The 24,569-nt window shown below is 54.0% G+C and carries 30 protein-coding genes; 4 read left to right on the forward strand and 26 right to left on the reverse strand.

Annotation, left to right across the window (positions count from 1 at the left end):
- Positions 1-105 precede the first annotated feature (105 nt).
- The 11 genes from ACVX3G_RS14800 to ACVX3G_RS14850 all read right to left on the reverse strand — a co-directional run bounded on the left by ACVX3G_RS14800 (position 106) and on the right by ACVX3G_RS14850 (position 11,500).
- Positions 106-2,040, reverse strand: coding sequence for a stage V sporulation protein D (locus ACVX3G_RS14800; protein WP_011230614.1), 1,935 nt, complete (start codon positions 2,038-2,040; stop codon positions 106-108).
- Between the two features lie 71 nt (positions 2,041-2,111).
- Positions 2,112-4,322, reverse strand: coding sequence for a penicillin-binding protein (locus ACVX3G_RS14805; protein WP_011230613.1), 2,211 nt, complete (start codon positions 4,320-4,322; stop codon positions 2,112-2,114).
- Positions 4,323-4,328: 6 nt separating this feature from the next.
- On the reverse strand, positions 4,329-4,685 hold the full coding sequence (ftsL, locus tag ACVX3G_RS14810; protein ID WP_011230612.1) for a cell division protein FtsL: 357 nt from the start codon (positions 4,683-4,685) through the stop codon (positions 4,329-4,331).
- 95 nt (positions 4,686-4,780) lie between these two features.
- The gene (gene rsmH / locus ACVX3G_RS14815) at positions 4,781-5,713 is read right to left on the reverse strand and encodes a 16S rRNA (cytosine(1402)-N(4))-methyltransferase RsmH (RefSeq protein ID WP_011230611.1); all 933 of its coding nucleotides are present in this window, start codon (positions 5,711-5,713) and stop codon (positions 4,781-4,783) included.
- Positions 5,714-5,991: 278 nt separating this feature from the next.
- Positions 5,992-7,620: a bacillithiol biosynthesis cysteine-adding enzyme BshC gene (gene bshC, locus ACVX3G_RS14820; RefSeq protein ID WP_011230610.1), complete on the reverse strand. Its 1,629-nt coding sequence runs from the start codon at positions 7,618-7,620 to the stop codon at positions 5,992-5,994.
- 82 nt (positions 7,621-7,702) lie between these two features.
- Positions 7,703-8,089: a DUF3397 domain-containing protein gene (locus ACVX3G_RS14825; RefSeq protein ID WP_011230609.1), complete on the reverse strand. Its 387-nt coding sequence runs from the start codon at positions 8,087-8,089 to the stop codon at positions 7,703-7,705.
- Positions 8,082-9,002, reverse strand: a complete 921-nt coding sequence (locus ACVX3G_RS14830; protein WP_014195370.1) for a 2-dehydropantoate 2-reductase — start codon at positions 9,000-9,002, stop codon at positions 8,082-8,084. Before ACVX3G_RS14830 ends, ACVX3G_RS14825 begins: the two co-directional genes overlap by 8 nt.
- 69 nt (positions 9,003-9,071) lie before the next feature.
- On the reverse strand, positions 9,072-9,650 hold the full coding sequence (locus ACVX3G_RS14835) for an RsfA family transcriptional regulator (protein WP_011230607.1): 579 nt from the start codon (positions 9,648-9,650) through the stop codon (positions 9,072-9,074).
- A 69-nt stretch (positions 9,651-9,719) separates the two neighbouring features.
- Complete coding sequence (locus ACVX3G_RS14840) at positions 9,720-10,475, reverse strand: enoyl-CoA hydratase/isomerase family protein (protein ID WP_033025035.1); 756 nt, start codon at positions 10,473-10,475, stop codon at positions 9,720-9,722.
- Positions 10,476-10,641: 166 nt separating this feature from the next.
- A complete protein-coding gene (gene rpmF, locus ACVX3G_RS14845) occupies positions 10,642-10,815 on the reverse strand; it encodes a 50S ribosomal protein L32 (protein ID WP_011230605.1) in 174 nt (57 codons plus the stop codon).
- A gap of 145 nt (positions 10,816-10,960) precedes the next feature.
- The gene (locus ACVX3G_RS14850) at positions 10,961-11,500 is read right to left on the reverse strand and encodes a YceD family protein (RefSeq protein ID WP_011230604.1); all 540 of its coding nucleotides are present in this window, start codon (positions 11,498-11,500) and stop codon (positions 10,961-10,963) included.
- 309 nt (positions 11,501-11,809) lie between these two features.
- Between ACVX3G_RS14850 and ACVX3G_RS14855 the strand changes: the two genes are divergently transcribed.
- Positions 11,810-13,030, forward strand: coding sequence for a nucleotidyltransferase (locus ACVX3G_RS14855; RefSeq protein ID WP_014195366.1), 1,221 nt, complete (start codon positions 11,810-11,812; stop codon positions 13,028-13,030).
- On the opposite strand, the gene ACVX3G_RS14860 is transcribed toward ACVX3G_RS14855, so the two are convergent.
- Positions 13,003-14,022: a SepM family pheromone-processing serine protease gene (locus tag ACVX3G_RS14860; protein ID WP_033012709.1), complete on the reverse strand. Its 1,020-nt coding sequence runs from the start codon at positions 14,020-14,022 to the stop codon at positions 13,003-13,005. The genes ACVX3G_RS14855 and ACVX3G_RS14860 overlap by 28 nt on opposite strands.
- The gene (locus ACVX3G_RS14865; RefSeq protein WP_011230601.1) at positions 14,019-14,807 is read right to left on the reverse strand and encodes a patatin-like phospholipase family protein; all 789 of its coding nucleotides are present in this window, start codon (positions 14,805-14,807) and stop codon (positions 14,019-14,021) included. Before ACVX3G_RS14865 ends, ACVX3G_RS14860 begins: the two co-directional genes overlap by 4 nt.
- Before the next feature lie 132 nt (positions 14,808-14,939).
- Between ACVX3G_RS14865 and ylbJ the strand changes: the two genes are divergently transcribed.
- Complete coding sequence (gene ylbJ, locus ACVX3G_RS14870; protein WP_011230600.1) at positions 14,940-16,175, forward strand: sporulation integral membrane protein YlbJ; 1,236 nt, start codon at positions 14,940-14,942, stop codon at positions 16,173-16,175.
- Positions 16,176-16,314: 139 nt separating this feature from the next.
- Here the strand turns inward: ylbJ and coaD are convergent, their stop codons facing one another.
- Positions 16,315-16,809 carry a pantetheine-phosphate adenylyltransferase gene (gene coaD / locus ACVX3G_RS14875; RefSeq protein WP_011230599.1) on the reverse strand — a complete coding sequence of 165 codons (495 nt, stop codon included), beginning with the start codon at positions 16,807-16,809 and terminating at the stop codon, positions 16,315-16,317.
- Positions 16,775-17,371, reverse strand: a complete 597-nt coding sequence (rsmD, locus tag ACVX3G_RS14880) for a 16S rRNA (guanine(966)-N(2))-methyltransferase RsmD (RefSeq protein ID WP_011230598.1) — start codon at positions 17,369-17,371, stop codon at positions 16,775-16,777. Before rsmD ends, coaD begins: the two co-directional genes overlap by 35 nt.
- A 395-nt stretch (positions 17,372-17,766) precedes the next feature.
- Here rsmD and ACVX3G_RS14885 point away from each other — a divergent pair, with 395 nt between their 5' ends.
- Complete coding sequence (locus ACVX3G_RS14885) at positions 17,767-18,156, forward strand: DUF7147 family protein (RefSeq protein WP_011230597.1); 390 nt, start codon at positions 17,767-17,769, stop codon at positions 18,154-18,156.
- Between the two features lie 59 nt (positions 18,157-18,215).
- Here the strand turns inward: ACVX3G_RS14885 and ACVX3G_RS14890 are convergent, their stop codons facing one another.
- From ACVX3G_RS14890 to ACVX3G_RS14920, 7 genes are all read right to left on the reverse strand, one after another.
- Positions 18,216-18,485, reverse strand: coding sequence for a YlbG family protein (locus ACVX3G_RS14890; RefSeq protein ID WP_011230596.1), 270 nt, complete (start codon positions 18,483-18,485; stop codon positions 18,216-18,218).
- A gap of 16 nt (positions 18,486-18,501) precedes the next feature.
- A complete protein-coding gene (locus tag ACVX3G_RS14895; protein WP_011230595.1) occupies positions 18,502-18,948 on the reverse strand; it encodes a YlbF/YmcA family competence regulator in 447 nt (148 codons plus the stop codon).
- 140 nt (positions 18,949-19,088) lie between these two features.
- Positions 19,089-19,457, reverse strand: a complete 369-nt coding sequence (locus ACVX3G_RS14900) for a hypothetical protein (RefSeq protein WP_015374350.1) — start codon at positions 19,455-19,457, stop codon at positions 19,089-19,091.
- Positions 19,458-19,497: 40 nt separating this feature from the next.
- Positions 19,498-19,731, reverse strand: coding sequence for a YlbE-like family protein (locus tag ACVX3G_RS14905; protein ID WP_011230593.1), 234 nt, complete (start codon positions 19,729-19,731; stop codon positions 19,498-19,500).
- Positions 19,732-19,743: 12 nt separating this feature from the next.
- Complete coding sequence (locus tag ACVX3G_RS14910; RefSeq protein ID WP_014195361.1) at positions 19,744-20,127, reverse strand: YlbD family protein; 384 nt, start codon at positions 20,125-20,127, stop codon at positions 19,744-19,746.
- A gap of 80 nt (positions 20,128-20,207) precedes the next feature.
- Positions 20,208-21,215: a CAP domain-containing protein gene (locus ACVX3G_RS14915; protein WP_014195360.1), complete on the reverse strand. Its 1,008-nt coding sequence runs from the start codon at positions 21,213-21,215 to the stop codon at positions 20,208-20,210.
- Between the two features lie 123 nt (positions 21,216-21,338).
- Positions 21,339-21,764 carry a CBS domain-containing protein gene (locus tag ACVX3G_RS14920; protein ID WP_014195359.1) on the reverse strand — a complete coding sequence of 142 codons (426 nt, stop codon included), beginning with the start codon at positions 21,762-21,764 and terminating at the stop codon, positions 21,339-21,341.
- Between the two features lie 175 nt (positions 21,765-21,939).
- Here ACVX3G_RS14920 and ACVX3G_RS14925 point away from each other — a divergent pair, with 175 nt between their 5' ends.
- Positions 21,940-22,299 carry a YugN family protein gene (locus ACVX3G_RS14925; protein ID WP_011230589.1) on the forward strand — a complete coding sequence of 120 codons (360 nt, stop codon included), beginning with the start codon at positions 21,940-21,942 and terminating at the stop codon, positions 22,297-22,299.
- Between the two features lie 26 nt (positions 22,300-22,325).
- On the opposite strand, the gene ACVX3G_RS14930 is transcribed toward ACVX3G_RS14925, so the two are convergent.
- From ACVX3G_RS14930 to ctaF, 4 genes are all read right to left on the reverse strand, one after another.
- A complete protein-coding gene (locus ACVX3G_RS14930) occupies positions 22,326-22,631 on the reverse strand; it encodes an Asp23/Gls24 family envelope stress response protein (RefSeq protein ID WP_011230588.1) in 306 nt (101 codons plus the stop codon).
- Between the two features lie 93 nt (positions 22,632-22,724).
- Positions 22,725-23,180, reverse strand: coding sequence for a DUF420 domain-containing protein (locus ACVX3G_RS14935; RefSeq protein ID WP_011230587.1), 456 nt, complete (start codon positions 23,178-23,180; stop codon positions 22,725-22,727).
- 48 nt (positions 23,181-23,228) lie between these two features.
- Positions 23,229-24,131, reverse strand: coding sequence for a cytochrome c oxidase assembly factor CtaG (gene ctaG, locus ACVX3G_RS14940; protein ID WP_011230586.1), 903 nt, complete (start codon positions 24,129-24,131; stop codon positions 23,229-23,231).
- 102 nt (positions 24,132-24,233) lie between these two features.
- A complete protein-coding gene (ctaF, locus tag ACVX3G_RS14945; protein ID WP_011230585.1) occupies positions 24,234-24,566 on the reverse strand; it encodes a cytochrome c oxidase subunit IVB in 333 nt (110 codons plus the stop codon).
- Positions 24,567-24,569 lie beyond the last annotated feature (3 nt).

Here is a 24,569-nt window from a genome sequence, read left to right on the forward strand (position 1 = left end):
CATCCCTTTCGCTTCGAAATCGTCCGCTCCGTTAGGCAGACAGCGGAAAAAGGGGCACAACCAACCCGATGTGTCATCGCATCGGTCGCCCCTTGCGCGTTCGTCTTACCGTTCTTCTACCGCTTCGCGTTTCGCCAAATAAATGCGGACCGTTGAACCTTCTTTCACTTTCGCCCCTGGCTTCGGGGATTGTTCAACAACGACATCTCCCTCGCCACTAACATCTAATTTTAAGTCAAAAAGCTGCTCTTGCAAATCATTTTTTGTCATTCCGATCAAGTTTGGCACTTCAATGACTTTCGGCTCGTTCCAGTCGCGCTCCTTCTCGAGCTGGTCTTTGCGGGGCTTCACGCCCAACGTGCGCAAACTATCTTCCATAATTTTTCCTACAATCGGGGCAGCGACCGTGCCGCCGAACTGAACCGTTCCTTTCGGGTTGTCGACGGCGACGTACACGACAAGCTTCGGGTCATCCGCCGGAGCGAAGCCGATGAACGAAACGATATGGTTGTTTTGCAAATAGCGGCCGCCTTGCGCCTTTTGCGCCGTTCCCGTTTTGCCGCCGACGCGGTACCCTTCGACATACGCCTTTTTCCCTGTTCCTTGAGCGACGACGCTCTCAAGTGCGTAGCGGACTTGTTTCGATGTTTCCTCGGAAATGACGCGCCGTTTCGCTTTTGGCGTGTTGCGGCGGACGATCTCTCCTGTTTCCGGGTCGACCCACTGCTTGGCAATGTACGGAGTGTACAAAATACCGCCATTGATTGCCGCCGACACGGCAGCGACTTGCTGGATCGGCGTCACCGACACTCCTTGGCCAAACGCCGTCGTTGCCAGTTCCACCGGCCCGACCCGTTTCAAATCAAACAAAATGCCTGTTCCTTCGCCTTGCAAGTCGATGCCCGTTTTCTCACCAAAACCGAATTGCTTAATGTAACGAAACAACGTCTCCTTTCCAAGCCGCTCGCCAAGCTCGACAAACCCCGGGTTGCACGAGTTTTGCACGACTTCCAAAAACGTCTGATCTCCGTGGCCGCCTTTTTTCCAGCAGCGAAGCGTAGCGCCGGCTACTTTGGCGTAGCCCGGGTCAAAGAAATGGTCTTTCAGCAAATTCACCTTATGTTCCTCAAGCGCTGCGGCCAGCGTAATGATTTTAAACGTCGATCCCGGTTCGTACGTGCTCCAAATCGGCAAGTTGCGGTTGTAAATTTCCGGAGGAACGCTCCGGTAATCCGCTGGATTGAACGTCGGCCGGCTCGCCATCGCCAAAATTTCACCGGTGTTCGGGTCCATGGCGATCGCGATGATGCCGTCCGGATTGTATTTCGCCTCCGCGATGTCAAGTTCGCGCTCAATGATCGTCTGAATGCGCGAATCGATCGTCAACACCAAATTCAAGCCGTCAGTCGGCGGCGTATAGTCATCAGCGATATCGGGCATGCGCCGCCCTTTCGCATCGGAATAAAACTGCACGGAGCCGCGCTCGCCCCTCAGTTCCTTGTCATAATACAGCTCCAACCCGGTGAGCCCTTGGTTGTCAATGCCGGTGAAGCCGAGCACGTGCGACAAATAGCTGCCAAACGGATAGTAGCGCTTCGTATCTTCCGCGATATACACCCCATCCAAGTCGAGGGAGCGCACATTCGCCGCTTTTTCATCGGAAATTTTCCGCCCTTCTTTCAGGCGGACGATCGACGTTTTTTGCGTGATTTGTTTATAGATGGATTCGATCGAACCGCCCAGCACCCCGGCCAACTTTTTCGCCGCCTCTGCCGGGTTTTTGACTTGCCGCGGAATGACATACACCGTCGGCGCGCTCATGTTCGTCGCCAGCGGGACGCCGTTGCGGTCCAAAATTTCGCCTCGCTTCGGCTCAAACGGAATGTTCCGGCCCCATAGCCCTTTCGCCCGTTCCGCTAATAGATCGCCGAGCCAAAATTGGACGTAGCCGAGACGGAGATCGATAATGGCAAAGATCAAAATCCCGATCAAAAACACGATCGTCAACCGCTTGCGCACGGTAACGTACGATACGCGCATATGGCGGAACCTCCTTCATGGTGGGCTCGTTCCACTATATGCTTGTACGCCCCGTTATAGAACGGCAAAAATCATTCATGCGGCTCGGCTTCTTTCCGTAAAGCCGCCTCTTTCTCCTTCTCCGCCGCCTCTTTCTCCCATTGGCGCGGCGGAGCCAATTCAACAATTAAATAATCGCCTTTGCGCACCTCCGCTCCCGGACGAATGTTTTGGCTGACGACATAGCCGGTCCCTTTCGTGCTCGGCCGCAAGCCGAGTATATGAGCCACTTTCATAGCGTCGCGCAGCGAGAAGCCGCGCAAATCCGGCATCGTTGCCGCCCCGTCCGTTTTCAACACGACCCGTTCGCCCAAAAGAACGTGATCGCCGCCTTGCGGAAGCTGCTGCTCAACATATTTGCCGCGGCCGATCACGACCGGCACATATCCCTTTTCCTTCAGCTGCTCTGCTGCCGAAGCCGCCGGCTGGCCGATCCATGAATCAAGCGCCTGCGGTTGGGCAGTCTTTGCTTTCATTCGTTTTTCCCCGTTCGGTTCAATATGCAAATATTGCAAACTGCTTTTCATCACCGTCGTAAAAATTTGCGACACCGGCGCCGCTCCGGTTTCAGTCACATCGAGGTGCGGCTGTTGGACCGCGACATACATGAGAAGCTTCGGATCATCCGTCGGCGCCATGCCTAAAAACGAAAAAATGTAGTTTTCCCGTCCGGTCAAATAGCCCCCGGAAGCCGACGGAATTTGCGCCGTCCCCGTTTTGCCGGCGACGCGGTAGCCGTTGATTTGGTACGGACGGCCGGTGCCGTGCTCGGACGTGACGACCGTCTCTAAAATGGCGCGCACTTTGCGCGCGGTTTCCGCCGTAATCGGCTCGCCGACCACGGTCGGCCCATGATCGAGCACGACTTTGCCGCTGTCTGGGTCGACGACTTTCTCGATGACATACGGCTTCATCATTTTCCCATCGTTGGCGATCGCCGTCGCCGCTTGGATTTGCTGGATTGGCGTCACCGATGTCCCTTGGCCGAATCCGGTCGTAATTCGTTCAATCGGGTAGCGATAGCGGATTTGTCCGACCGCTTCGTTCGGCAAATCGATGCCCGTTTTCCGGTCAAAATGGAAACGGTGCAAATATTGCAAAAACCGATCTTCACCAAGCTTTTCTTTCACTAAAATCGAAAAGGCGACGTTTGAAGAGCGCTGCACCCCTTCATTAAACGTGATCGTCCCCCAGCCGACATCGTTATGGTCGCGGATCGTGTTCGGCCCCACTTTGTAGGAACCGGAGCGATACGTTTCGTTGCCGTTATACACTCCTTCGTTGATGGCCGCCGCGAGCGTGAACACTTTCATCGTCGATCCCGGCTCATACGGATAGGAAATGGCGTCATTTAAAAAGTTCGTAATATCACGCTTGTTTGGGTCAAAGCTCGGACGCGTCGCCATCGCCAAAATTTTCCCTGTTTTTGGATCAGCGACGATGGCGATCATTTTTTTCGGCTTGTATTGCTTCTCGACGCTGTTCATCGCATCTTCCAAAAACGATTGAATCTTTCCGTCAATCGTCAAATAGACGTTTGCCCCATTGTCCGGCTTGACAATGCGCTCTTTCCCCCCGGGGAGGCGGAAGCCGTTTATGTCGCCGGCAAACGACACATAGCCGTCTTCTTCACGCAAATACCGGTCAAGCTCTTTTTCCACTCCCATTTTGCCGACCGTTTCGTTGGCTGCATTTTTTTGCGCATAGCCGATGACGTGCGACGCAAACATGCCGTTCGGATAAAACCGGCTCGTGTCGCGGATGAAAGCGATGCCTGGCAAATGGAGCGCTTCGATTTTTCGCTTCAGCTCAAAACTGATGTTGCGGCCGTAGGCCCCAAACTCGACTTGCTTCGCTTTTTTGGTCAAAATGCGTTCCATCGCCTCGACGTCCATGCCAAGCAACGGGGCGAGTTGTTCCGCTGTTTTTTTCGGATCGACCACATGGTGCGGATGATCTGGATCGGTTGTCATCTTCGGATCCAAAATGGCCACAACCGTATACGACGGTACATCTTCAGCCAAAATGGCGCCGTTGCGGTCGAAAATCGTTCCGCGCTTCGCCTTGATCGTCCGCGTTTGTTGATGCTGCCGCTCCGCGATCACAGCCAGCGTTTGGCCGTCCGCTTTGCCGGTCCATTCAAGCTGCACAAAGCGGGCGAACAACAGAGAAAAGAGAAAGCCGAACAGGCAAAACAGGATGAACGCTCCCTGATGGGTGTTGCGATGCTTTCTTGCCTCCATCGCCGATCATTCCTGCACAACTTTCACATGGTTTTCGTTGAGCGACAAACCGAGCTCTTTTGCCTTTTGCAAAATGCGCTCGTACGCGCTCAGCCGTTGCACCTCGACATATAGGTCATTGTTCTCCTTTTTCTGCTCGTCAATCGACGCCTCGAGCTTTTGCACCCCTTTGTTCAATTCGTAAATGCGCACTTGGTTCGAGACGATATGAACCGCCGCATAGAAGACAAACAAGAAAAACAACACAAATAGCATCTTTTCAGCCAGCGACAGGCGAAAGCGCTGCTTCCGCCGCGTCTTCGGGCTTGGCGGTGCCGCCGGATGTCGTTGTTCACGCGCGACTTTGACTGCTGCATCGTTCACATTTTTCCCCTCCTGTTTCTCCATGCATTCGTTTTTCGCCGCAATGGGCGGCGCCCGCATTGAAATTGGTTGTGTTTCCCCGCTATTTTCGTCATCTACAGCTTTTCGGCAATGCGGAGTTTGGCCGAACGGGCGCGGTGGTTTCGTTCGAGCTCTTCCTCGGAAGGAACGATCGGTTTTTTTGTAATGATTTTCAGCACGGGGCGGTAGTCGTCGGGGAGAACCGGAAGCCCCGGAGGCAATGGCGGACTTTCGCTCGCCTTTTTAAACGTTTCTTTGCAAATGCGATCTTCAAGCGAATGAAACGTAATGACGCTCACCCGTCCACCGGGTGCAAGCAGTTCGATCGCCTGCTCGAGCGCCTCGCGAAACGCCTCAAGTTCGTCGTTGACCGCGATGCGGAGCGCCTGAAAAATGCGTTTGGCCGGGTGTCCGCCGCTGCGGCGAGCCGGGGCGGGAATCGCCGCCTTGATCACATCAACGAGCTCCCCCGTCGTTTTAATCGGCCTCGTGCGGCGCACTTCCTCGATTTTGCGCGCCACTTGCTTCGAAAACCTCTCTTCGCCGTAACGGAAAAAGATGCGGACGAGCTCCTCGTATGGCCAGCAGTTGACAATCTCCGCCGCCGTCAGCCGCTGCTTGCGGTTCATCCGCATATCAAGCGGCGCATCGTGCTGATAACTGAAGCCGCGCTCGGGTTCGTCAAGCTGCGGTGAAGAAACACCCAAATCAAACAAGACGCCGTCGACGGACTTGACGCCAAGCGCCGAAAGCTCCTCTTGCAAAAACCGGAAGTTCCGGTGCACAAACTGCACTTGCCGGCCGTAGCGGGCGAGCCGTTCGCGCGCATGCATGATGGCGGCTTCGTCTTGGTCAAAGGCAAACAGCTTCCCATGTTCCGACAAACGGGAGAGCAAATATTCGCTATGGCCGCCGCTGCCCAGCGTACAATCGACGTAAATGCCGTCAGGGCGGATGTTCAGCCCATCGACTGCCTCTTTCAGCAACACTGTTGTATGTTGAAACACATGTCCACCACCTTCGTTGCGTAAAGCCACACTCACATCGGCCAGTGGCCGCCTCCTTATTATATCGCAAAGATGGACAAAATTTTAGCTTTTTTTGTAAAAAAACGTCCTTTTTTGTTTCTTTTTGTCGGACGGGCCAATCACAGCCATCCTGGCGGCTTCACCCCTTTACTTTTATTTCCATTTAATGAATGTTGTTTTTTTACAATTCATTTCACAAAAAAGAAAATCCTGCTCAAAGCAGGATGTTTCTTTTCGACTTTTTCTTTGAAAAAGCCTCACATATATACAATTTTATGCATTCCATTGCCAGGACTGCGAATGGCCAAAAGTTTTTCTACAAAATCAAATCCGTAGCGGTTGATGTAATAAAACACGTTCCAAACCCGCTCCTGGAGCGCGCCGTTCGGCCGAAGCGACGTCTCGATGCGCCAAAATTTCCGCCACTCCGTCTCATGTTTGCGCAACAGCGCCCGCTCGAGCGCGTGCTGAAGAAACTCGATTTGCGCCTGAAGGATGGCGGCATTTTTCGCCACCAATCCCTCCAATCCGCGGTCAATCGCCACCCCAAGCTCACGAAGCGGCCGGTGCGCCGCGTCAATGTCCGCCTTCGCTTTGGCAAACGCCGAAGCAAGCGGCGCTTGAGCGGTCGCCTCCCGCCACTCCCGCTTTGCTTCATCGAGCCGCCCAGTCAATACATCAGCCACCTCAAGACCGATATCGGACAGGTCGGTTTGCAGCGAACGGCTGACAATCGTCGCCTGCAGACGCGGCACGACTGGAGGCATTTCTAGGTCGAAAAGCGGGAACGCCTCTTTCAATTCCGCCCAATAAGCGATCTCCCCCGGTCCGGCAACGAAAGCGAGCGTCGGCAGCAAATGCTCTTGCATGAGCGGACGGGTGACGACATTGTTGCTTAAACGGGCCGGATTCGTTTCGGCAAGCTCAAGCAGCTCTTCTCTTGTCCAAACGAGAGTTCCCGCTTTATTGTGAAACAGGCCGCGTTCCTCATCATACTGCAAAAGCGAACGTTCACGGCCGTCGTAATAAAACAAGTTGGCCGCGTCACGACCGATTTCAATCAGCGGCGCATATCCGAGCGTGCGCAACGCCTCTTGCTGAGCGAGCACCGCGGCCGTCACATCGCGATGGCGTTCAATGAGCGCAGCGAAAAAGCGGCGCTCAAGCGGCCGCACCGCCGCATCGCCAGCGTTCAAAACAACTAAACCGTGATCAGCGAACAACCGGAGCACAATGGCGGCAAAAAAGTCGACAAACGTGCGCGCCTCATCAAGACACGATGACAAAAAGAAGAGCAGCTCATTCGTCACGTCCGTTTCCCCATATGTTTTGACGACGCGCTCGATCCACTCTTTCGCAGCCATCCGGTCCAGCAGCACATCGGCGGCCATCCGTTTTTCGTTCGTTTTGTGTGGGTACGCTGCTTTTTTTACTTCTCCTTCCTCAACGACATAGACATGATCGATTTCCGCGATGTCATGATCTTCGCCGGCGATCCAAAACAGCGGCACGACCGGCACGCCCAATTTTCGTTCCTGCTCTTTGGCAAGCTGGATGATGGTGATGATCTTATAAATCGTATACAGCGGCCCAGTCAACAGCCCGGCTTGCTGCCCGCCGACAATGACGACGCTTCGCTCATTGCGCAGTTTCTCAATGTTTGCCATCGTAGCCACACTCGCCGAGAAGCGCCGGTGATAAGCACGCAAATAGTCGGCAAGCCCTTCTCGGTCATAGGTTCTTCCTTGCAAATAGGCCAACCGCCGACAAAACGCTTCATCGTCCGCCTGGGCATAAGCGAAGCCGCTCTCTGCTGGAAACGCGCCGGTTATGTAATCAGCCGCCAATTTCGTCGCTGCTGGCAACGGAATTTCGCGAACTTCCATGGCTAAAAACTCCCTTTCTTATGTATTCTTTCATGAGTATAGCACGTTTATTGCCAAGAGAAAAAAGGCTTGCTCGGCCACACTAAAGGCTCATCGCAACGCGAATGGCCATTCCGTATACAAGCAGCCCGGCGTAAAGGGAGGCAAAAATGAGAAAACTCGCCCGCCAAAAGACGCGGAACACCGTCCGCAACCGAAAGTCCGCCTTTTTCCGCCAATAGCCAAGCGCGATCGCCGCGTGCAGACCAAACAAAAAGAGAAGAAGAGGAACGAAGTACGATTTCCCAAACAGCACTGTCAGCAAAAAATAGACAGCGGCGATGAAAAAAACAGTCGCAGCGTTGACCGCGGCGTAAAACGCTGCCCGCCTCCGCCTGCCGACCAAGCGTGCTCCGAAGTAGACGAGCAAAAACAGCAGAAGCGGCGCGGTCACAAACGTCGCCAGCGTTGAAGCGAGCCAATCACCCATCCGTCTCTCTCCCTTCCTTCCCTTTCACCGCGCAAAAGACAAAGCGGACGACCGGCAGCATAGCGCCGCGCGCCTCCCCTTGTTTCAACACATAGCCCAAAATGGCGTCAATCTCCGTCCGGCGCCCGTTCGCCAAGTCCATATACATCGACGAATAGTTGTCCGCTGTTTTTTGGCATATGCGGACGACGCGCTCCCACGCCCGATTGGCGTCTTCAAGAGGCAGCACGTTCCGCACCTCATCAAACAGCTGCCTCATCATATCGCGGTACGGAGCCGTTTCTAGCAGCGCTCCGTTTTTCACTTGCAATAGAGCGGTGAGCGGATTGATGACGGCGTTGACGACAAGCTTGTCCACAAGAATGCGCTCCCAATCATCGGCCCATTCGATCGGAAAGCCGCGCTCCCCTTCCCGAAGCTCCCGGGCGTCGCCAAGTGAACCGTAGCGGGAAGCAAGTGTCAGCTTTCCGGCGCCCGTATGCGCCACCGTCCGGTCATCTAACTTCATTGCGCCATGCTCCACGACGCCGACGAGGACATTTTTGTCGGCAAACATCGTCAACTGCTCGAGATGCCCCATGCCGTTTTGCAAAAAAACGAGCGTGCGAACGCGGCGAAACGCGTCGATTTGCGCACAGACGGAAGCGAGATCGTACTGTTTGACGGTCACAAACACGAGCGGCTCGTCCAGCTCCGCTCCAGCAAACGGCTGCGCGCGCACCGCCACGACCGATGTCTCGCCATCTTTTTTTAGCGCCACACCATGCTCGGCAAGCTGCCTTGCTTGGGACGGACGCCTCGTATAGACCGTCACCCCATGGCGCCGCCCAAGATAAGCGGCGAGCAGCAATCCGACTGCTCCGCCGCCGACAATCCCAATGTTCAATCCTTCTCCCCCGCTTTCTTGCAACATGGCGTTAGCCTTATTTTAGCAGAGATCTTCTTCTTCCGTTAAGAAAAAAAGCCGGCGAAAAGCCAGCCTTTACCCTTCGTCGACGCCTTCAGCCACTGCATTCGGAGCCGGTTTCCCGCTGTCTGTCACCATTTTGCGCGCCCGCTCCATAATGGAAAGCAGCGTTTTATACTCCTCCTGGATCGCAGCTAGTTGTTTTTGCAGCGATTCTTTTTCCATTTGCAACTTCGTTACCATTTGCTGCAGCTGCTCCATATCGTTTTTGAGCGCCCGGTTTTCATCGGCCGTCCGTCGAGCGTCGCGCGCCTTTTGCTCCTCAGCTTGCAAAAAGGCCAGCACTTCCGCCCATGACAAATGGCTTTTGACTGCCGCTTCCACCTTCTCCTGCCCCTCGCTTTCCTTTGTTGATGGGGTTTCTTTTTTTCGCATCTTCCGTTCTTGCTTGGCTTGCTCGATCTCCTCCTTGTACTGCTTGCGAACGCACGAATTCCAGCGAAATCCGCACGCTGCCGCCGTCCGCGACAAGCGCCGCCCGACTTCGGCAAACGCCTCCAGCTGGGTGCCGCCTTCGCGAATATACTGAAGCACAACATTCGCCAACAACTCATCCTCTTCTTTCGTCCATGCATCTTGACGTACTCCCGTCATCCCCTTCCCCCCTTATCGCCGCTTTGTCATTATATGTATGCGGCTAGTAGAAACGGTAGAAGGAAAAAATTACTTCTTACACAAAAAAGGACGCAATGCCTGTTCATGTTCAGCCGACCCCCACAGCTCGGCGCAACGGGCGATCTCGGCGAAAAACCGCTCTCGAAACCAAGCTGTTCGCCATTTTTCGCCGGCTGCGGCCTTATATGCCTGCAAGACGGAAAGCGACCGCTCCGCATAAGGCGCCAGCCGTTCACGCCATTGTTCGCGCCAATGTTCGGCTGGCAGGATGGCGTCAACCCAACCGCACGCTTCCATCGCCTCCGCCGTCATCGGCTCGGCGCGCAGCAATAAGTCAAGCGCCCGCCCGTACGGAAGTTTGGCAAACAGCATCGACGCTCCTCCCCAGCCGGTTGTAATGCCAAGCCGGCCTTGCACAAATCCGATCCGGCTTCCTTCTTTGGCAAAGCGAAAATCGCAAGCGGTCGCCAGCTCGCAGCCGCCCCCCATCGCTGTTCCGTTGACAAGGGCGGCCGTCAGCTTCGGAAACGTCAGCAGCCTGTACAGCAGCTCTCCCATGCGCATGAGCATCTGTCTTGCCTCCGTGCCGCGCAAATGCCCAAACTCGCTCAAATCGCCGCCGGAGCAAAACGCCTCGCTGCCGGCGCCGGTAATGGCGAACACTTTCACCTGTGGATCAGCCGCCGCCTGTTCCATCGCCTCCTCAAGCGCCCCCATCACGGCAAAATTGATCGCATTCCGTTTCTCTGGACGGCAAATCGTAAACAGTGCAATGCCGTCATGATGCTCCAACATTGCTTCCATCAGCACGTCTCTCCTTTCTTCATCACATCAATGAATTGGGCGCGTTCTCTTCAATTTCCTGCCTCACGACGAAAAAAACTGCCGCCTAGACGAACAGCGTTGATTTTTTGCAGACAATCAAAAAGGCTGTCCTCTTTTCGGACAGCCTGTCGTTCGATGTCGGCCATTATTTGTTGACGACATCTCTTCCTTTGTATGTTCCGCATGCTTTGCAGACGCGGTGCGCCAATTTCCATTCGCCGCAGTTCGGGCATTGCACCATGCCTGGCACTTGCAGTTTAAAGTGCGTGCGGCGCAGCCGTTTTCTCGTTTTCGATGTTCTTCTAAAAGGTACTGCCATCATTCCCACCTCCTTGTCGGGCGCATTTTGGCATATCCATGCCGGCGAATCAGTCAACCTCGAGGCCGCCGTCCGCCGGCACACAAGGCGGCTGCCGGACGGTGCGCAATATTCGGCGCCATCGGCCGGCAACGCCGACTCACGATCATTCCTCTCGTTTTTCCTCGAAAAACTTGGCCAGCCCTGCAAGGCGAGGATCTACTTTCTTTTCCCGCTCTTGCATCGCTTTCTCCCATTCTTCTTCCGACAGAACGTCCCATCCTTCCCCATGTTGCGGCGCTCCGCCGGCAACCGGTCCTTCGGCGATCAGCTGCAACGGGATTTCAAGCAAAATCAACTCGCGGATGATGGGATTCAAATCAATCGTGTCCCCCGCCACCATATGGGTGTCCTCATCGGTCTTCACGATGCCGCTGCCATCCGCAAAAAACGTCTCCGTCGTCTGAATGGAAAACGGATACGTCACATCGACAAGCGTCCGCGAACAAGGCAACACCATCGTTCCGGACAACGTCAAATGAAACGTGAATTTTGTCGACCCGACATCCGCTTTTCCTCGGACGTGCACCGGCGAAATATCGCGGATCAACGTGTCAATTTGTTTTAAATCGGACACATCGACCGTCTCATCAATCGCCATTTCCTTATGTTGAAAACGGCGAAGCTGTTGGACCGTCCATTTCATATCATCACCTCAAGGCAACGAATAAAATTATACGTTTCGTTTCTAGTTTTGTCAATGTTTTTTCTTTACAACCACTCATTCCTTGGGAAAAGAACGGCATACTCCCATCATTTCCAAATGCCATTTTGAACATGCACGGTCGGCGCGCGGACATCGGAAAACGGTCGACCGCTTCGTTTCTTTTGCTGTCCTCACCGCATGTTGCCGTTGATCTTCGCCGCTTTCTATTCCATACTAAGTTCAGATAGAATAGACAGCCATTTCGTTGCGGCCAAGCCGCGCGAATCGCCATGAAAGGAGCGAAAAAAGGTGAAAGCCGTCGGCGTGATCGTGGAATACAACCCGTTTCACAACGGTCATTTCCACCATTTGAACGAAACGAGACAAAAGACAGATGCGGACTGTTTGATCGCCGTCATGAGCGGAAACTTCTTGCAGCGCGGTGAGCCGGCCATCGTCTCCAAATGGGCGCGGGCAAAAATGGCGCTCGCCGCCGGCGTAGATGTGGTCATCGAGCTGCCGTACGCCTTCGCTGTGCAAGCGGCTGAACAGTTCGCACATGGGGCGGTGCAGCTGCTTGCGGCGATCGGCTGCCAAGAGCTTTGCTTTGGCAGCGAATCGGGGGAAATTTCCGCTTTTTTATCCGCGGCCAAAACATGGCTTGAACAGAAGGAAACGTTCGATTCCCTCATCCGCACCGGGCTGGCGCGCGGACAAAGCTTTCCGAAAGCCGCCGCTGAAGCGTGGCAAAAGTTCGGCGCCGCTCCGCTTGATTTGTCCAAGCCAAACAACGTGCTTGGTTTTGCGTATGTGAAAGCCATTTGGCAAAACAAGCTGGCGATGATGCCACGCACGATTCCGCGGCTGGCCGCCGGCTATCATGACGAATCATTTTCCCACCCGTCGATTGCGAGCGCCACCAGCCTGCGGAAAACATTGCGACAAACCGGTCGTCTCGAGTCGATCGCGGCGTACGTTCCGCCCGCTGCGCTCGAACAACTCCGCCAATATCGGGAGACATACGGGCGCTTTCACGATTGGGAAGTGTATTTTCCGCTCCTAAAATATCGGCTGTTGACCGCCACAGAGGCCGACTTGCGCCGCATCGCCGGCGTGGAGGAAGGGATCGAACACCGGCTGAAGCAACACATCGCCCACGCCGAAACGTTTGCCGCCTTCATTGCCGCCGTCAAAACGAAGCGATACACCTGGACAAGGCTGCAACGCCTATGTGCGCATGTGTTGACGAATTTCACAAAGGAGGAGCAAGCCAAAGCGGCCAACCCGACCTATATCCGGCTGCTCGGCATGAGTGAAGCCGGCCGCCGCTACTTAAAGCAGGTGAAAAAAAGCGCTGCGCTCCCGCTCGTCGCCAGAGCATCCAAACTCAACGGCGACTCTCTTTATGAGCAAGAAAAAAGAGCGGCAGCTGTGTACGCCGCCGCTTTTCCGGAGCCGCTCTACAGCGCCGCGCTGAAAGAAGAATACGCCACGGCGCCGATTTACGTTTCCGGCATCGAACGCAAATAACGAACTGCCTCGTCGAACGTATCGACCGGGACGATTTTCATATGCGTCCCGATTTTTTTCGCCGTCCGCACCGCCTCGCGATAGTTCGACGTCGGCGCACCATGTTCGTTCGGGGCGAAAAACACCTCGGCTCCTTCGCGGTCAGCGGCCACGACTTTTTGCGAAACACCGCCGATCGGCCCGACGTTTCCGTCAAGATCAATCGTTCCGGTGCCAGCGATTTTATGACCTTTTGTAATATCTTCATCGACAAGTTGGTTGTAAATTTCAAGTGAAAACATGAGCCCAGCCGACGGTCCGCCGATTTGTTCCGACTCCACGTCAACCGGCGGGTCGGTGCGGACGTCATAATCGGTCATGAGTGTCACCCCAAGGCCGACTTGGTTCGGGTGCTGTCGAAACGGCTTCAGCTCGAGCTCTGTTTCCTGCCGCTTCCGGCCGCGAATGAATGCGACGCGGACGCGATCACCCGCTTGTTTTCCGCGAATGTAGTTGACCATCTGCTCCGATGTGCCGAGCGGCTTTCCGTCGACCGCGACGATGCGATCGCCGGTCTCTAGACGGCCGGCGGCCGGCATATCAGGGAGGACGCTCATGACATAAACGCCATGAGGTTCATACGACACCGGCTTTCCGGCGTGGCGATAAGCGACGACGATCGCCGCTTCCTTCGACTGTTCCATGAGCTCAAGCTGGCGCATCGTATATTCCTTGTCGCTCTCCCCTTCCTGCTTGATTTCCTCGACCGGATGAAGCTCATAAAAAGGGCGGATATGGGCAAACAAATACGCTATCACATTCGCCCGCCCCATCCGCACCGTCGTAAGCATAAACGTTCCCTTATCGCGGTCGCCGTTTTCCACGTGAACGAGCGGCTTTAAACTTTGCGCGCTTCCCGGCATCGTCACATAATACGGCAGCTTCATAAAAATAAGCAGAAAGGTGAGGGCGGCGCCAAAGAAAAACAGGGCAATATACGTCCGTTTTTTCATTCGTGTGATGGCTCCTTCCACTGTTCGATCGCTTGACGGATCGCTCCCACTTGCTTCCGCGCCTCCTCTTCCCCGCGAGCGATGATTTCCTCAATATCCTTGAACGCCCGCGAGCTATACTGTTCGACTCGCGGCCGGATCATAACGTCTGAGGCGAGCTGACGGTGAGCTACCAGTTCCGCTTGCAAAATATCGAGACTCTGCCAAATGACATCGGCGATCGACGCAATTTCCGCCTTTGTGTTGAGCGGAGAGACATCGACGGCGATGACAATATCCGCTCCCATCGCTCGGACGACCGACACTGGCACCCGGTCAACGACGCCGCCGTCGACAAGCAGTCTGCCATTCACCTCCGCCGGCACAAAAATGCCAGGAATCGAGATGCTCGCCCGCACCGCCTGGGCTGCTTCCCCTTGCCGAAACACGACTTTCTCCCCTGTCTGCAAATCAGCGGCGACAACAGCCACAGGCGGGGACATCTCCTCGATTCGTTTCCCTTTCGTCAACAAGCGAATAAACTGCGTGATGCGCTCGCCAGCGATCAGTCCCATTTTCGGCACCGTCCAGTCAAGAAAATCGTTGCGTCGAAACGATTGAGCCAACCGATAGAGACGATGGAGGCCATGGCCGCTTGCGTAAAGGACGGCGACGAGCGCGCCGATGCTGCTGCCGGCCAAATAGGAAATCGGAATATGCTCCTCCTCGAGCACTTTCAATACCCCAAGATGGGCGAACCCGCGCGCTCCTCCCGACCCGAGCGCCAATCCGACTTTTGGCGGCACGCCTCCTCCCCCTTTGTCGCAGCGCTATCCGCTTTCATCTTATGGTCTAAAACGCCCCCCTATGCTCGTATATTAGGTTATATGAGGTTGTACTACAAGAAACCGCACGGCAAAAAAGGGGGGGGGGGAAAAGTGAAACAAAATTGGGGGGCGAAATGGAAAACCGTATTGCTCGCTTCCGCCGCCACCTTGTTTGCGTTTTCGCTCATTTGCTATCCAAAACAGTCGCTTGAAGCGTCCATTCGCGGTTTAAACATGTGGTGGGAGGTCGTCTTTCCATCGCTTTTGCCGTTTTTTATCGTCTCGGAGCTGCTCATCAGCTTCGGCGTCGTCAGCTTCCTTGGCGTCTTGCTCGAGCCGCTCATGCGCCCGTTGTTTCGCGTCCCGGGCGTCGGCGGATTCGCCTGGGCCATGGGAATGGCGTCCGGCTACCCGTCTGGAGCCAAGCTGACCGCCCGCCTGTACCAGGAAAAACAGCTGACGACGATTGAAGCCGAACGGCTCTCGTCGTTCACCAATTCATCCAACCCACTTTTTATTTTTGGAGCTGTATCAGCGGGATTTTTCAACAACCCGCAACTCGGCCTTGTGCTGGCCGTTTCCCACTATTTAGGAAACATTAGCGTTGGGCTGATCATGCGCTTTCACGGCATCCGAAAAGAACGGAGGCAATCGAAGCGGCAGCCACGCTCATTTTCGCTCCCGTATGCGCTGCGCACACTGCACCGCACGCGACTGAAAAACGAACAGCCGCTTGGCAAACTTCTTGGCGACGCCGTGCGCTCTTCTGTCCAAACACTGTTAATGATCGGCGGTTTTATTATTCTCTTTTCGGTTATGAATAAACTTCTGTATATGATGCATTTGACCGAACAGCTTGCCCCATTGCTGCGCCATCTGCTCCGCCTTGCCCAGCTGCCGGAGCAGCTTGACATCCCAGTGTTTTCCGGCTTGTTTGAAATTACACTCGGCAGCCAAATGATCAGTCAGACCGATGAGGCGATGCTGATGGAAAAAGCAGTGGCAACAAGCTTCGTCCTCGCTTTTGGCGGTTTTTCCGTCCAAGCGCAAGTCGCCAGCATTCTCGCCGAAGCGAACATCCGCTTTCAGCCGTTTTTCATCGCGCGCTTGCTGCACGGAGTGTTTGCCGCTTCCTTTACATACTTGCTTTGGAAACCGTTGTACATCAAAACAGCCGGCGGGATGCCGACCCACATCCCAGCGTTTCTTCACGCCGCAAAAGACAGCGCTTGGAATGAAGGCTGGCGGTTGCTGCAGCAATACGGGCCGCTCCTGACACTGTTGTTCCTTTGCCTTTATATATGGCTCGTCATCAAGGCGGTCAGTAAATCGCGCGGGCGCTCATAAGACGCTTGAGCGCCCAGCTTTTTGGCAGCAAAAAGCCATCGGGGCGGTTCGCGTCGTCTCAGCCGTGAGCCGCCCTTGACGGCAAAACCGGGCCGGCGCCGACTGCAATGTTCGCTTAAGCGGCTTTCATAAGGAAGCGTCAATCAGCGGCCGTGGACGCAAATTTCCGCTTCAGCGCCTGCTCAACAACCGGGGGCACGAGCTCGGAAATATCGCCGTTGTATTTCGCCACTTCTTTGACGATGCTCGAGCTTAAAAACGCATACTGGCTGTTCGTCATCATAAAAAACGTTTCAATGTTTTCATCAAGAACGCGGTTCATCGACGTAATTTGCATTTCGTATTCGAAATCGGACACAGCGCGCAAGCCGCGCAAAATGGCATTCGCTTTTTTGCTGCGGGCGTAATCAACAAGCAGGCCGTGAAACGCTTCGACATGGACGTTCGGAAGCGTCCGCGTCACCTCACGAAGCAGCTCGATCCGCTCCTCGACAGTAAACAGCGGCTTTTTCGACGAGTTGTTCAACACCGCCACATACACTTGATCAAACACTTTCGCCCCTCGTTTAATAATATCCAAATGCCCGTACGTCACAGGGTCAAAGCTCCCGGGGCAAACCGCAATGCTCGCCATCGCTTCCATCCCCTTCCCATCTATAAATCGTCACACCGGTGATACCGTATGTTTCCCGCTTCCATCGTGTCAGGCCGCCGACCTCCTCCGGCAGCTCCGCCTCCGCCGAGTGTTCAGCGACGACGACGCCGTGCGGTTCCAGCAACTGACGCCCGGCGATCGACGACAGCAACGTCGGCCACTGTTTCTCTTTGTACGGCGGATCAAGGAAAATAACCGCAAAGCGGAGGCCGCGCTTCGCTACCGCCTTCAGCGCCCGCTCGGCGTCGTTGCAGTAAATTTCCGCCCGCTTCTCAAGCCCGCAGGCCGCCACGTTTTTTCGGACCGTCTGCACCGCTTTCCTGTCTTGATCGACGAAAATGACGCGCTCGATTCCTCGGCTGAGCGCCTCGATGCCCAAGCCGCCGCTGCCAGCAAACAAATCAAGACCGTTGCCGCCTGAGAAATATGGCCCGATCATATTAAATATCGCTTCTTTGACTTTATCGGTCGTCGGCCGCGTCGACATCCCTGGAACCGCTTGCAGACGCCGTCCTTTGCATGTCCCGGAAATGACTCTCATCGCCTTCACCCAATTCACCGTTTCAAGGTGGCCTTGTCATCCATTTGATTCGTTGTTTTCATGGTAATCTTACCATAAAGTTGATGATCGTCAAACTACGGAATTTTTTCGCCATTCATGTATAGAAATCGGCAAACGGTCCATAATGAGTAATGGCAACACGCTTGACGCGTTGTTGCCAGTGACGGAGAAGACTTACGTTTCCCCATAAGTTCTTCCTCCGGTTTCTCCTCTCCCTTTTCTTTATTCTTTCCGATCCTTGTTCCGCCCTGCGCGGAGGCAAGGAACTGGAAAGGGCCTTGCGGGTTCATTTCCGCAAGGTTTTTTTTGATTGCAATTCGCGAGGATGGCCGGTAAAGTTAAGGGTGGACGATGCTTGCAAGGGGGAACGATTCATGATCCAACGATTTATCGAACTTGGCGAAGGATATTCCGATATATATGAGCTGATTGCATTGGCGAAGGCCAACCGCCATCGTTTGTCCGGATTCTTTGTCTTTCATACGGTGAAAAAAGGCCAGGCGGTCGTCTCCTTGGCCGTTGTCCTTCATCCGACGGATCCCGGCGATTTCCAACCACTTTACATTTGCCGTGAAGGCATTCCCGATCCGTCCGTCAAGCCAAACAAACGGTACGAACTATTTATGGAAACCGCAAAGGAGCTGGGCATGGACGTCATTCACCTTGATGTTAAGCCATCGACGATGTTCGCTGAACCCGATTTATATTACCAACATTTGATCGGCATTATGCGGATGAATCGCTTCATCCCGCCGCTGCAGTAAACAAAGAAACAGCGGGTCGAAAAGCCGGTGCCGGCTTTTTTTCGACCCGCTGTTTTCCTTCATCCAAGCGGATACGGGGAGTCTTTTTCCTTCTCCCCTTTCGATTCAAATTCCAGTTTTAAAAATGGGCGGTACGACGGCTCGACCCGCTTGACGAACGGAAGCGAGGCGAGCTTTTTCATTACATGGTCGACTTGCTCCATATCACAATACAGAACAGCATACTTCAGCCGTTTGGAAATGTAATGAATGTTGCCGAACTTGCGCAACTGTTTCCCATATTTCAGCGAATGAAGCCAAACGATAATCCCTTGCCGTTTTGGAAACATAGTCCCTTCCCCTTTTTTATGTGCGGCAGCCGCAGCTTCCGCCCGCCCCGCAGCCACCGGAACAGCCCGCCGACAAAAAGTACGGATTTCCGGTCGGCACTTTCACATGTTCGGACACCGCTTTGCCGATCAGCACGCTGATCTCATCAAGCAACTCTTGCATCGCCTTCTCCGCCTCCTTAAAGGCGGCGACCGTCTCATGCAAATCGAGCTCCCGCTTCGCTTCGCGCACTTCTTTCATCACGTCGCGGTAATCAGGATGGTATTTTCCGAAGCGCTGCACTTCTTCGTAGCGCTCCTTCAGCTTGACAAAGCGAGCGATCAGCTGCTGGGCGCGGCGGTCTTGCTTCAGCCGCCAAAAGGCGCGGCGGTATTCGTCCGCCACGTCCGACTCGACAATCATTTTGGCCAACGCTTCTGCTTTATCTAAAATCTCGATGCGCTCGAGAGTCGCAATCTTCACCAAATGGCACCTCCATTATCCATCATACCATGAACGAAAAGAAAATGAAAAGGAAAGAGATAGCAAAGAAGCAAACAAAAAAGGCGATCCAGACTGTGCCGAATCGCCTCTGTTCGCCTTTTAAACGATCGTCGTCATCTCTATCGGATGGCGACGTCAAATTCGTGCGTCATGCCGGTTGCTTTCCCATCATTGTAGACGAGCTCAAGACGGATGGTATGTTTCCCGCTCGGCAAACCGCGCACGATAAAGGCGGCCGTGTATACTTCCGTCATTTTTTGCCCGTTGACATAGACATTAATGTGTCCGCCGCCGCTCCCTTTGCGGAACGGAAAGTGGACGGCAACACATTCAATGAATACGTCGCTTCCTTTCACTTCATGCTTCACCTGAAGCGGACCGCCCACTGCTTCGGCGTGAGCGGAGGACGACGGCGCCGGCTCAAAGAAGGCATACGCCGCAAGCAATATGACAGCCGCAAACCATGCAAACCACTTTGGCAAAGACATCACTCCCTTTCGAAACTAGTCTTTGCCATTGGCCGCCCGATTAGTCGCGCATGGCTTTAAACATTTGCCACATAAGCGACGCCATTTGCAACGATTGGGAGATTCTTTCCACTTTGTCAGGGATCGTCAGCTCATAGTGGCGCAAGGCGGCCAATTGGAACGTCGACAGTTCATGCGGACGGCGGGCAAGGAGCCGGTACCAGCGCGGCTGTTCGCGCAAAAACGCGCGCAACATCGGTGTTCCTTGTACATATTGCCATACATCTTTCCTCATCGCCACCACCCTTTAATCTTTGCGGAACGAAAACGGATGCGCTTCTTTGTTTCTTTGTTCTTGACCGGCCCCTTGAAATTCGGAAAGAATGCTTTGGATCGCCGCGATCGCCTGCTGGACGTTCGCCAAATGTTTTTGCACATCGGCTGCATCGATCTGTCCAAGCATAGACGCGAGCTTATCGAGCCATTTGTTCGTTCCTTTTTCCTCCTCTTTTGCCGCACCGTTTGTTTCCCGATACGGCTCCCATATGTCATCGTCTTCCCCGAACAAATACCAATCCTCATACACTTGTTTCCACGTCTTTTTGCCACTGCGCACCTCTTGGATGATTTTTGGATGTTTTTTCACAAACTGTTTAAACTGTTCAACGGAAGGATGCAGAGGCTTGACCATGGCGGTTCTCATCCCTTTCGTCCACTCATGCCTATCTGCCATATCATATCGCATCCAACAAAGAGAGGTGCGCCCAATTTTTAGAGCGGCGTAAAGAAGTTTTGCGTATAGTAATCGGCGTAGACGCCAACGCCCAAGCGGGTGAACTCTTCGTTCAACATAATTTTCCGATGGTTTTGGCTGTTCAGCCATCCGATGGTCGCCTCAACGCCATCGACTTGATGGGCGGCGATATTTTCCCCGGCAAGCTGGAACGGAATGTGAAGCGCGCCAAGCCGCTTCGATAAATCGCCATACTGCGGCGACTCGTGGGAGAAAAACCGGTGATCATGCATATCTCGGCTATGTTTTTCCGCAGCGGCAGCGGCCTTGTCATCCCACATGAGAGAGGAAAGCCCATGGCGACGGCGGATCAAATTCGTCCAGTCAAAAATTTGCTTCGCGTTGGCCGCATCAACAGCCTGTCGCTTTTCTTCCGACAGCGGCGCGGCCGCCGGCAGGCTGCCGCGGTAAACGAGCTCGTACGGCCGCAACTTGACGAACGTTTCTGCATCCATCAGGCGGATCGCCGCCACCTCGCCGGTAAAGCGGTCAACATACAGCTGAGCGTAGACGCTGCCAACTTTGACAACCGGCCTTGATGAGTAATCTTGTTCAGACAGCTCAAACCGGTATGTCCCGTTGCCTAGCTTAATCTCAATGTTCGATAGCACCGGCATCGTTTGAAAAATCGTCTGCAACCGCTGGCCGACCGCAAACGGTTCAACGTTCACCTTCTCTCCGCCGACAAGGGCGGTGACGACGCGACCGCGCAAGATGCCAATCTGCACGTACGACTCGGGTCGACGGCTGTACACCCACCAGTCATATCCGTAAGCTGACGGGTCGATTCGGTCTGGGGCGCCAAACAGTTTTTTCGCCTCTTGCGCCGATTGCCCGATCAACGCAACGATGCCGGCCGTCGCCTTCGGCTCTTTCAACATGTATCGATTCGTCTCTGGCTGCTTCGGGGGGCTCGGGGGCGGCGGACTCGGCACAAAATAATACAATCCAATCAAGAAAAACAAAAAAAGGAAAAACCATTTCACACGGCAACTCCCGCTTTCTGCGCAATCTCCTTATTGCCATTATAGCCGTTTTTTAGAGGCAAAAAAAAGAGGACACCCAAAAAGAGCGCTCCTCCTCGAAAGAAGCCGTGTCCGTTGCATTTGTCAATGGATGGCGCCTTGTTCGGAAATCTCGCTTAACGCACGACCCGCGCGTTCATCAGAATAGCGGTTCGTCGCCAAATCGCCGAGCGAGATGATGCCGACCAAACGCCCGTTTTCTACGACCGGGAGGCGGCGAATTTGGTGACGTGCCATCATATCTGCTGCCTTTTGCACCGAATCGTCCGGAGAAAGCGTGACGAGATCGCGGCTCATCACTTCCGTCACCGCAGTCGAACCAGGACGTTTTTCAGCCATGCCGCGCACGACAATATCGCGGTCGGTAATCATTCCGACAAGGCGGCCGTCATCGACAATCGGAATCGCCCCGACGTTGAAATCGCGCATTTTTACCGCCGCTTCGTAGAGATTGTCAAGGGGGGTGCAATATTGCACATCCGTTGACATGACGTCCCGTACCGTTTGCATTCTTCGTCTCTCCTTTCTACCCGTATTGTGCGCCGGATCACACAAAAAAATGCGTGCGAAACGGAAACAACGGCAAACAATTCGTTGAAAAGCAAACCGTTTTCGTACTATTATAAATGAGGGGATGATTTCCTGTTTGGCGCTTTTACATACTGTGTTGTTAGGAGGAAGAAGGATGAAGTTTGAAAATACCGGACTGGAAAATCAGACGGTCGAACTATCCCGCCTTGATGACATTATGGAGCGCCTCGGCTTTGTACGCGCGGCGCAATGGGATTATGAACGGGTCACATACGACCGGAAATACGTCGTGAAAGAAGGCACCTACTATTTGCGCGTTCAAGGATACGCCATTGAGGGAAACGTCGATTCGCGCTATGCACTCATTAAGCTGCTCACGCCGATTTTAGGGAAACATTACTATCCACACGGCGTCGAATACGGCGATGATGAGCATTTTCCGTCCTCTCTTGTCAGCCAATGCCAAAACGTGTTGGCGCAGGTCAAAAGCGAGCTTGAAAAAATCAAAGAATAATCAAAAAACGCATGAGAGCGCGGTTCTCATGCGTTTTTTTCCGGCATGACAAGCCGTTTGACAACAATGTCGACCGCCTCGGCGACATATGGCGTCATCGCGGCGATCTCCTCGGCAATATGCTGTTGCAGCTGGCGGCAAACTTCCATCACCGGCGCCCCATATCGAATGGACATCTTTACCGTGACGCGGCACCGCCCGCCTTGAGCAACGGTGATGAACACCTCACAATCGTCAAGGGCGACCTCCGTCTGGCCGCGCACACACATCATGACAATTGTCAATAGCGTCGCCTCTACGGCGCTCCGTTTCCGATAGCGAAACGTGTTCACCGCCTTCCCCCCCGCTGCACAAAATCACGTCTATATAGGCGTGTTGTATTCTATGCTATGCAACCGCCGCTGCCCTTGCTCCTTGCCCGCCGGTTAAAAACCGAGCACCGCCTTGATGAGCGACGTCGTTTGGCCCCCTGGATAGAGGACATAAAGCAGCCAATAGACGACGACCCCGGTTGAGGCGCTGCCAAACCAAATGATGCTGGTGATCGGCCCAAGCCGACGATGGCGGGCCCTCTTGTCTTTCAATCCCGTCCAAATCGTGACAAGGCCAAATACGGCGCCAACTGTCGCCAGCACAATATGGAAAATAAGAAACAGCGTATAGTACACTTTGACGTTCTCCGGCCCGCCAAAGCTCGTATTGCCGATAAACAACGTCCGCGACATGTAAATGGTGAAAAACAGCAAAGCAAACACCGCTGCCGTCAGCATCACCTTTTTATGCGCTTCGATCCGCCTGCGGCTGATCAAATACCACCCATAAGCAACAAGCAAAGCGCTGATCACGATGCAGCTCGTGCTGATTGTCGGTAAAACGGCCATCGCTTCTCTCCCTTTCTTCTTTGTTCATCGTTGGCGGCCAACCGCGCTTTACAGTTTGGTCGGCCGCGGCTCCATATCCATGCTTGGCTCTTTCTCCCGCTCCTTCCGATACCATTCGGTGAAGATGAAGAACAGCATCGTCCCGTACACGATTTCCTGGATGATTTTCATCAACACTCCGCCGAGCTGCTGATCATGGAGCGGCGACATCGATAAAAACATTTGCGGCCCGGTCAAATCAAGCGAAGCCAGCGTCCCTTGAGGAACGCATAGAGCCAGCGCGGCCATCCATGCTTTCGGGTCAGTATACGTCGCATAAAGCGGCGTATCGGTAAAAATGATGAGCGCGCAAGCCGGGGTCAACAGCATGCCGTCAGCGAAAATGTAACCCATTTTTTTTAGGCCGGACAACGTTTGCCAATCGGGCAGCTTGTTGACAAGCGGCCACCACATGCAAAACGCGGCAACGAAAATGACCGAGGTAACAAACGCATGCAGCCACATATTCATTTTCACAGCGTCAAAAATGAATGGAACGTGATAAAGCGAAAACAAGCCGTTAAACAGCAGCAACGCCACAATTGGCTTTGTCAACAGCCGAAACACGCGGCGCACTGCTGTGATGCGGAATGCGCGCTCATAAAGCGGCGCCGGAATGCCTAAAATAAAACATTGCGGCACGATCAAATACAGCACTGCCATTTGCACCATATGGGCGGTGAACGTCAAATGGCCCATCAAATCCAACGGAGACCCTTTGCATATATAAAGAAGCGCAATCCCGGTCAAAAAATACGCTTTCTGCTTCTCCGAAACGGCATCACCGAGGCCGAAACGCTGCCGCCATGGCCCGGTGATCCCAATGTACAGCAACGCAACCGCCGCTAACATAAGCAAAAAAAACGGACTCCAAAGGGCAACGGGGCCAAACATTTGCAGCGATTGAAACATACGAATCCCCTCCTGATTTGTCCTTTCCCATTATACTATACGACGCCGCGCCAAGGCTATTGAAAAAGGGGAAACCGGTGCAAAAACCGATTCCCCCTTTTCTTACCACCAAACGACTGTTGTAAACGCCCAAACAAGTAGAAGCATAACCGCCACACCGCCGTAAATAAACATCGCCGGGAATTCGTGGCCTTTATGGCTCATGTGCATGAAATAATACAGCTGAAATGCGACCTGCACGGCGGCTAAAAGCAAAATAAACGGAACGACAAACCAATGGGAAAACTCTTCGTAACCAACGGCGGCGAAGGCAATGAGCGTCAACAAAATCATCAAAACGAATGCAATCATTTGATGGCGCATTTCTTCCGCATTTTTCCGGCGGCGATACGCTAAGTCGATGCGCTCATTTCCTGAATTCGTTTGGTTCGCCATACG

Source organism: Geobacillus sp. PLS 41 (assembly GCF_056494105.1).

Bases quoted from the DNA above. Each gene is read 5' to 3' on its own strand.
- ACVX3G_RS14800 (WP_011230614.1), bottom strand. From the start codon at position 2,040: ATGCGCGTATCGTACGTTACCGTGCGCAAGCGGTTGACGATCGTGTTT.
- ACVX3G_RS14805 (WP_011230613.1), bottom strand. From the start codon at position 4,322: ATGGAGGCAAGAAAGCATCGCAACACCCATCAGGGAGCGTTCATCCTG.
- bshC (WP_011230610.1), bottom strand. From the start codon at position 7,620: ATGGAAGTTCGCGAAATTCCGTTGCCAGCAGCGACGAAATTGGCGGCT.
- ACVX3G_RS14825 (WP_011230609.1), bottom strand. From the start codon at position 8,089: ATGGGTGATTGGCTCGCTTCAACGCTGGCGACGTTTGTGACCGCGCCG.
- ACVX3G_RS14830 (WP_014195370.1), bottom strand. From the start codon at position 9,002: ATGTTGCAAGAAAGCGGGGGAGAAGGATTGAACATTGGGATTGTCGGC.
- ACVX3G_RS14835 (WP_011230607.1), bottom strand. From the start codon at position 9,650: ATGACGGGAGTACGTCAAGATGCATGGACGAAAGAAGAGGATGAGTTG.
- ACVX3G_RS14840 (WP_033025035.1), bottom strand. From the start codon at position 10,475: ATGGAAGCAATGTTGGAGCATCATGACGGCATTGCACTGTTTACGATT.
- rpmF (WP_011230605.1), bottom strand. From the start codon at position 10,815: ATGGCAGTACCTTTTAGAAGAACATCGAAAACGAGAAAACGGCTGCGC.
- ACVX3G_RS14850 (WP_011230604.1), bottom strand. From the start codon at position 11,500: ATGAAATGGACGGTCCAACAGCTTCGCCGTTTTCAACATAAGGAAATG.
- ACVX3G_RS14860 (WP_033012709.1), bottom strand. From the start codon at position 14,022: ATGAAAAAACGGACGTATATTGCCCTGTTTTTCTTTGGCGCCGCCCTC.
- coaD (WP_011230599.1), bottom strand. From the start codon at position 16,809: ATGGCGAGCATTGCGGTTTGCCCCGGGAGCTTTGACCCTGTGACGTAC.
- rsmD (WP_011230598.1), bottom strand. From the start codon at position 17,371: ATGAGAGTCATTTCCGGGACATGCAAAGGACGGCGTCTGCAAGCGGTT.
- ACVX3G_RS14885 (WP_011230597.1), top strand. From the start codon at position 17,767: ATGATCCAACGATTTATCGAACTTGGCGAAGGATATTCCGATATATAT.
- ACVX3G_RS14890 (WP_011230596.1), bottom strand. From the start codon at position 18,485: ATGTTTCCAAAACGGCAAGGGATTATCGTTTGGCTTCATTCGCTGAAA.
- ACVX3G_RS14900 (WP_015374350.1), bottom strand. From the start codon at position 19,457: ATGTCTTTGCCAAAGTGGTTTGCATGGTTTGCGGCTGTCATATTGCTT.
- ACVX3G_RS14905 (WP_011230593.1), bottom strand. From the start codon at position 19,731: ATGAGGAAAGATGTATGGCAATATGTACAAGGAACACCGATGTTGCGC.
- ACVX3G_RS14910 (WP_014195361.1), bottom strand. From the start codon at position 20,127: ATGGTCAAGCCTCTGCATCCTTCCGTTGAACAGTTTAAACAGTTTGTG.
- ACVX3G_RS14920 (WP_014195359.1), bottom strand. From the start codon at position 21,764: ATGCAAACGGTACGGGACGTCATGTCAACGGATGTGCAATATTGCACC.
- ACVX3G_RS14925 (WP_011230589.1), top strand. From the start codon at position 21,940: ATGAAGTTTGAAAATACCGGACTGGAAAATCAGACGGTCGAACTATCC.
- ACVX3G_RS14935 (WP_011230587.1), bottom strand. From the start codon at position 23,180: ATGGCCGTTTTACCGACAATCAGCACGAGCTGCATCGTGATCAGCGCT.
- ctaG (WP_011230586.1), bottom strand. From the start codon at position 24,131: ATGTTTCAATCGCTGCAAATGTTTGGCCCCGTTGCCCTTTGGAGTCCG.
- ctaF (WP_011230585.1), bottom strand. From the start codon at position 24,566: ATGGCGAACCAAACGAATTCAGGAAATGAGCGCATCGACTTAGCGTAT.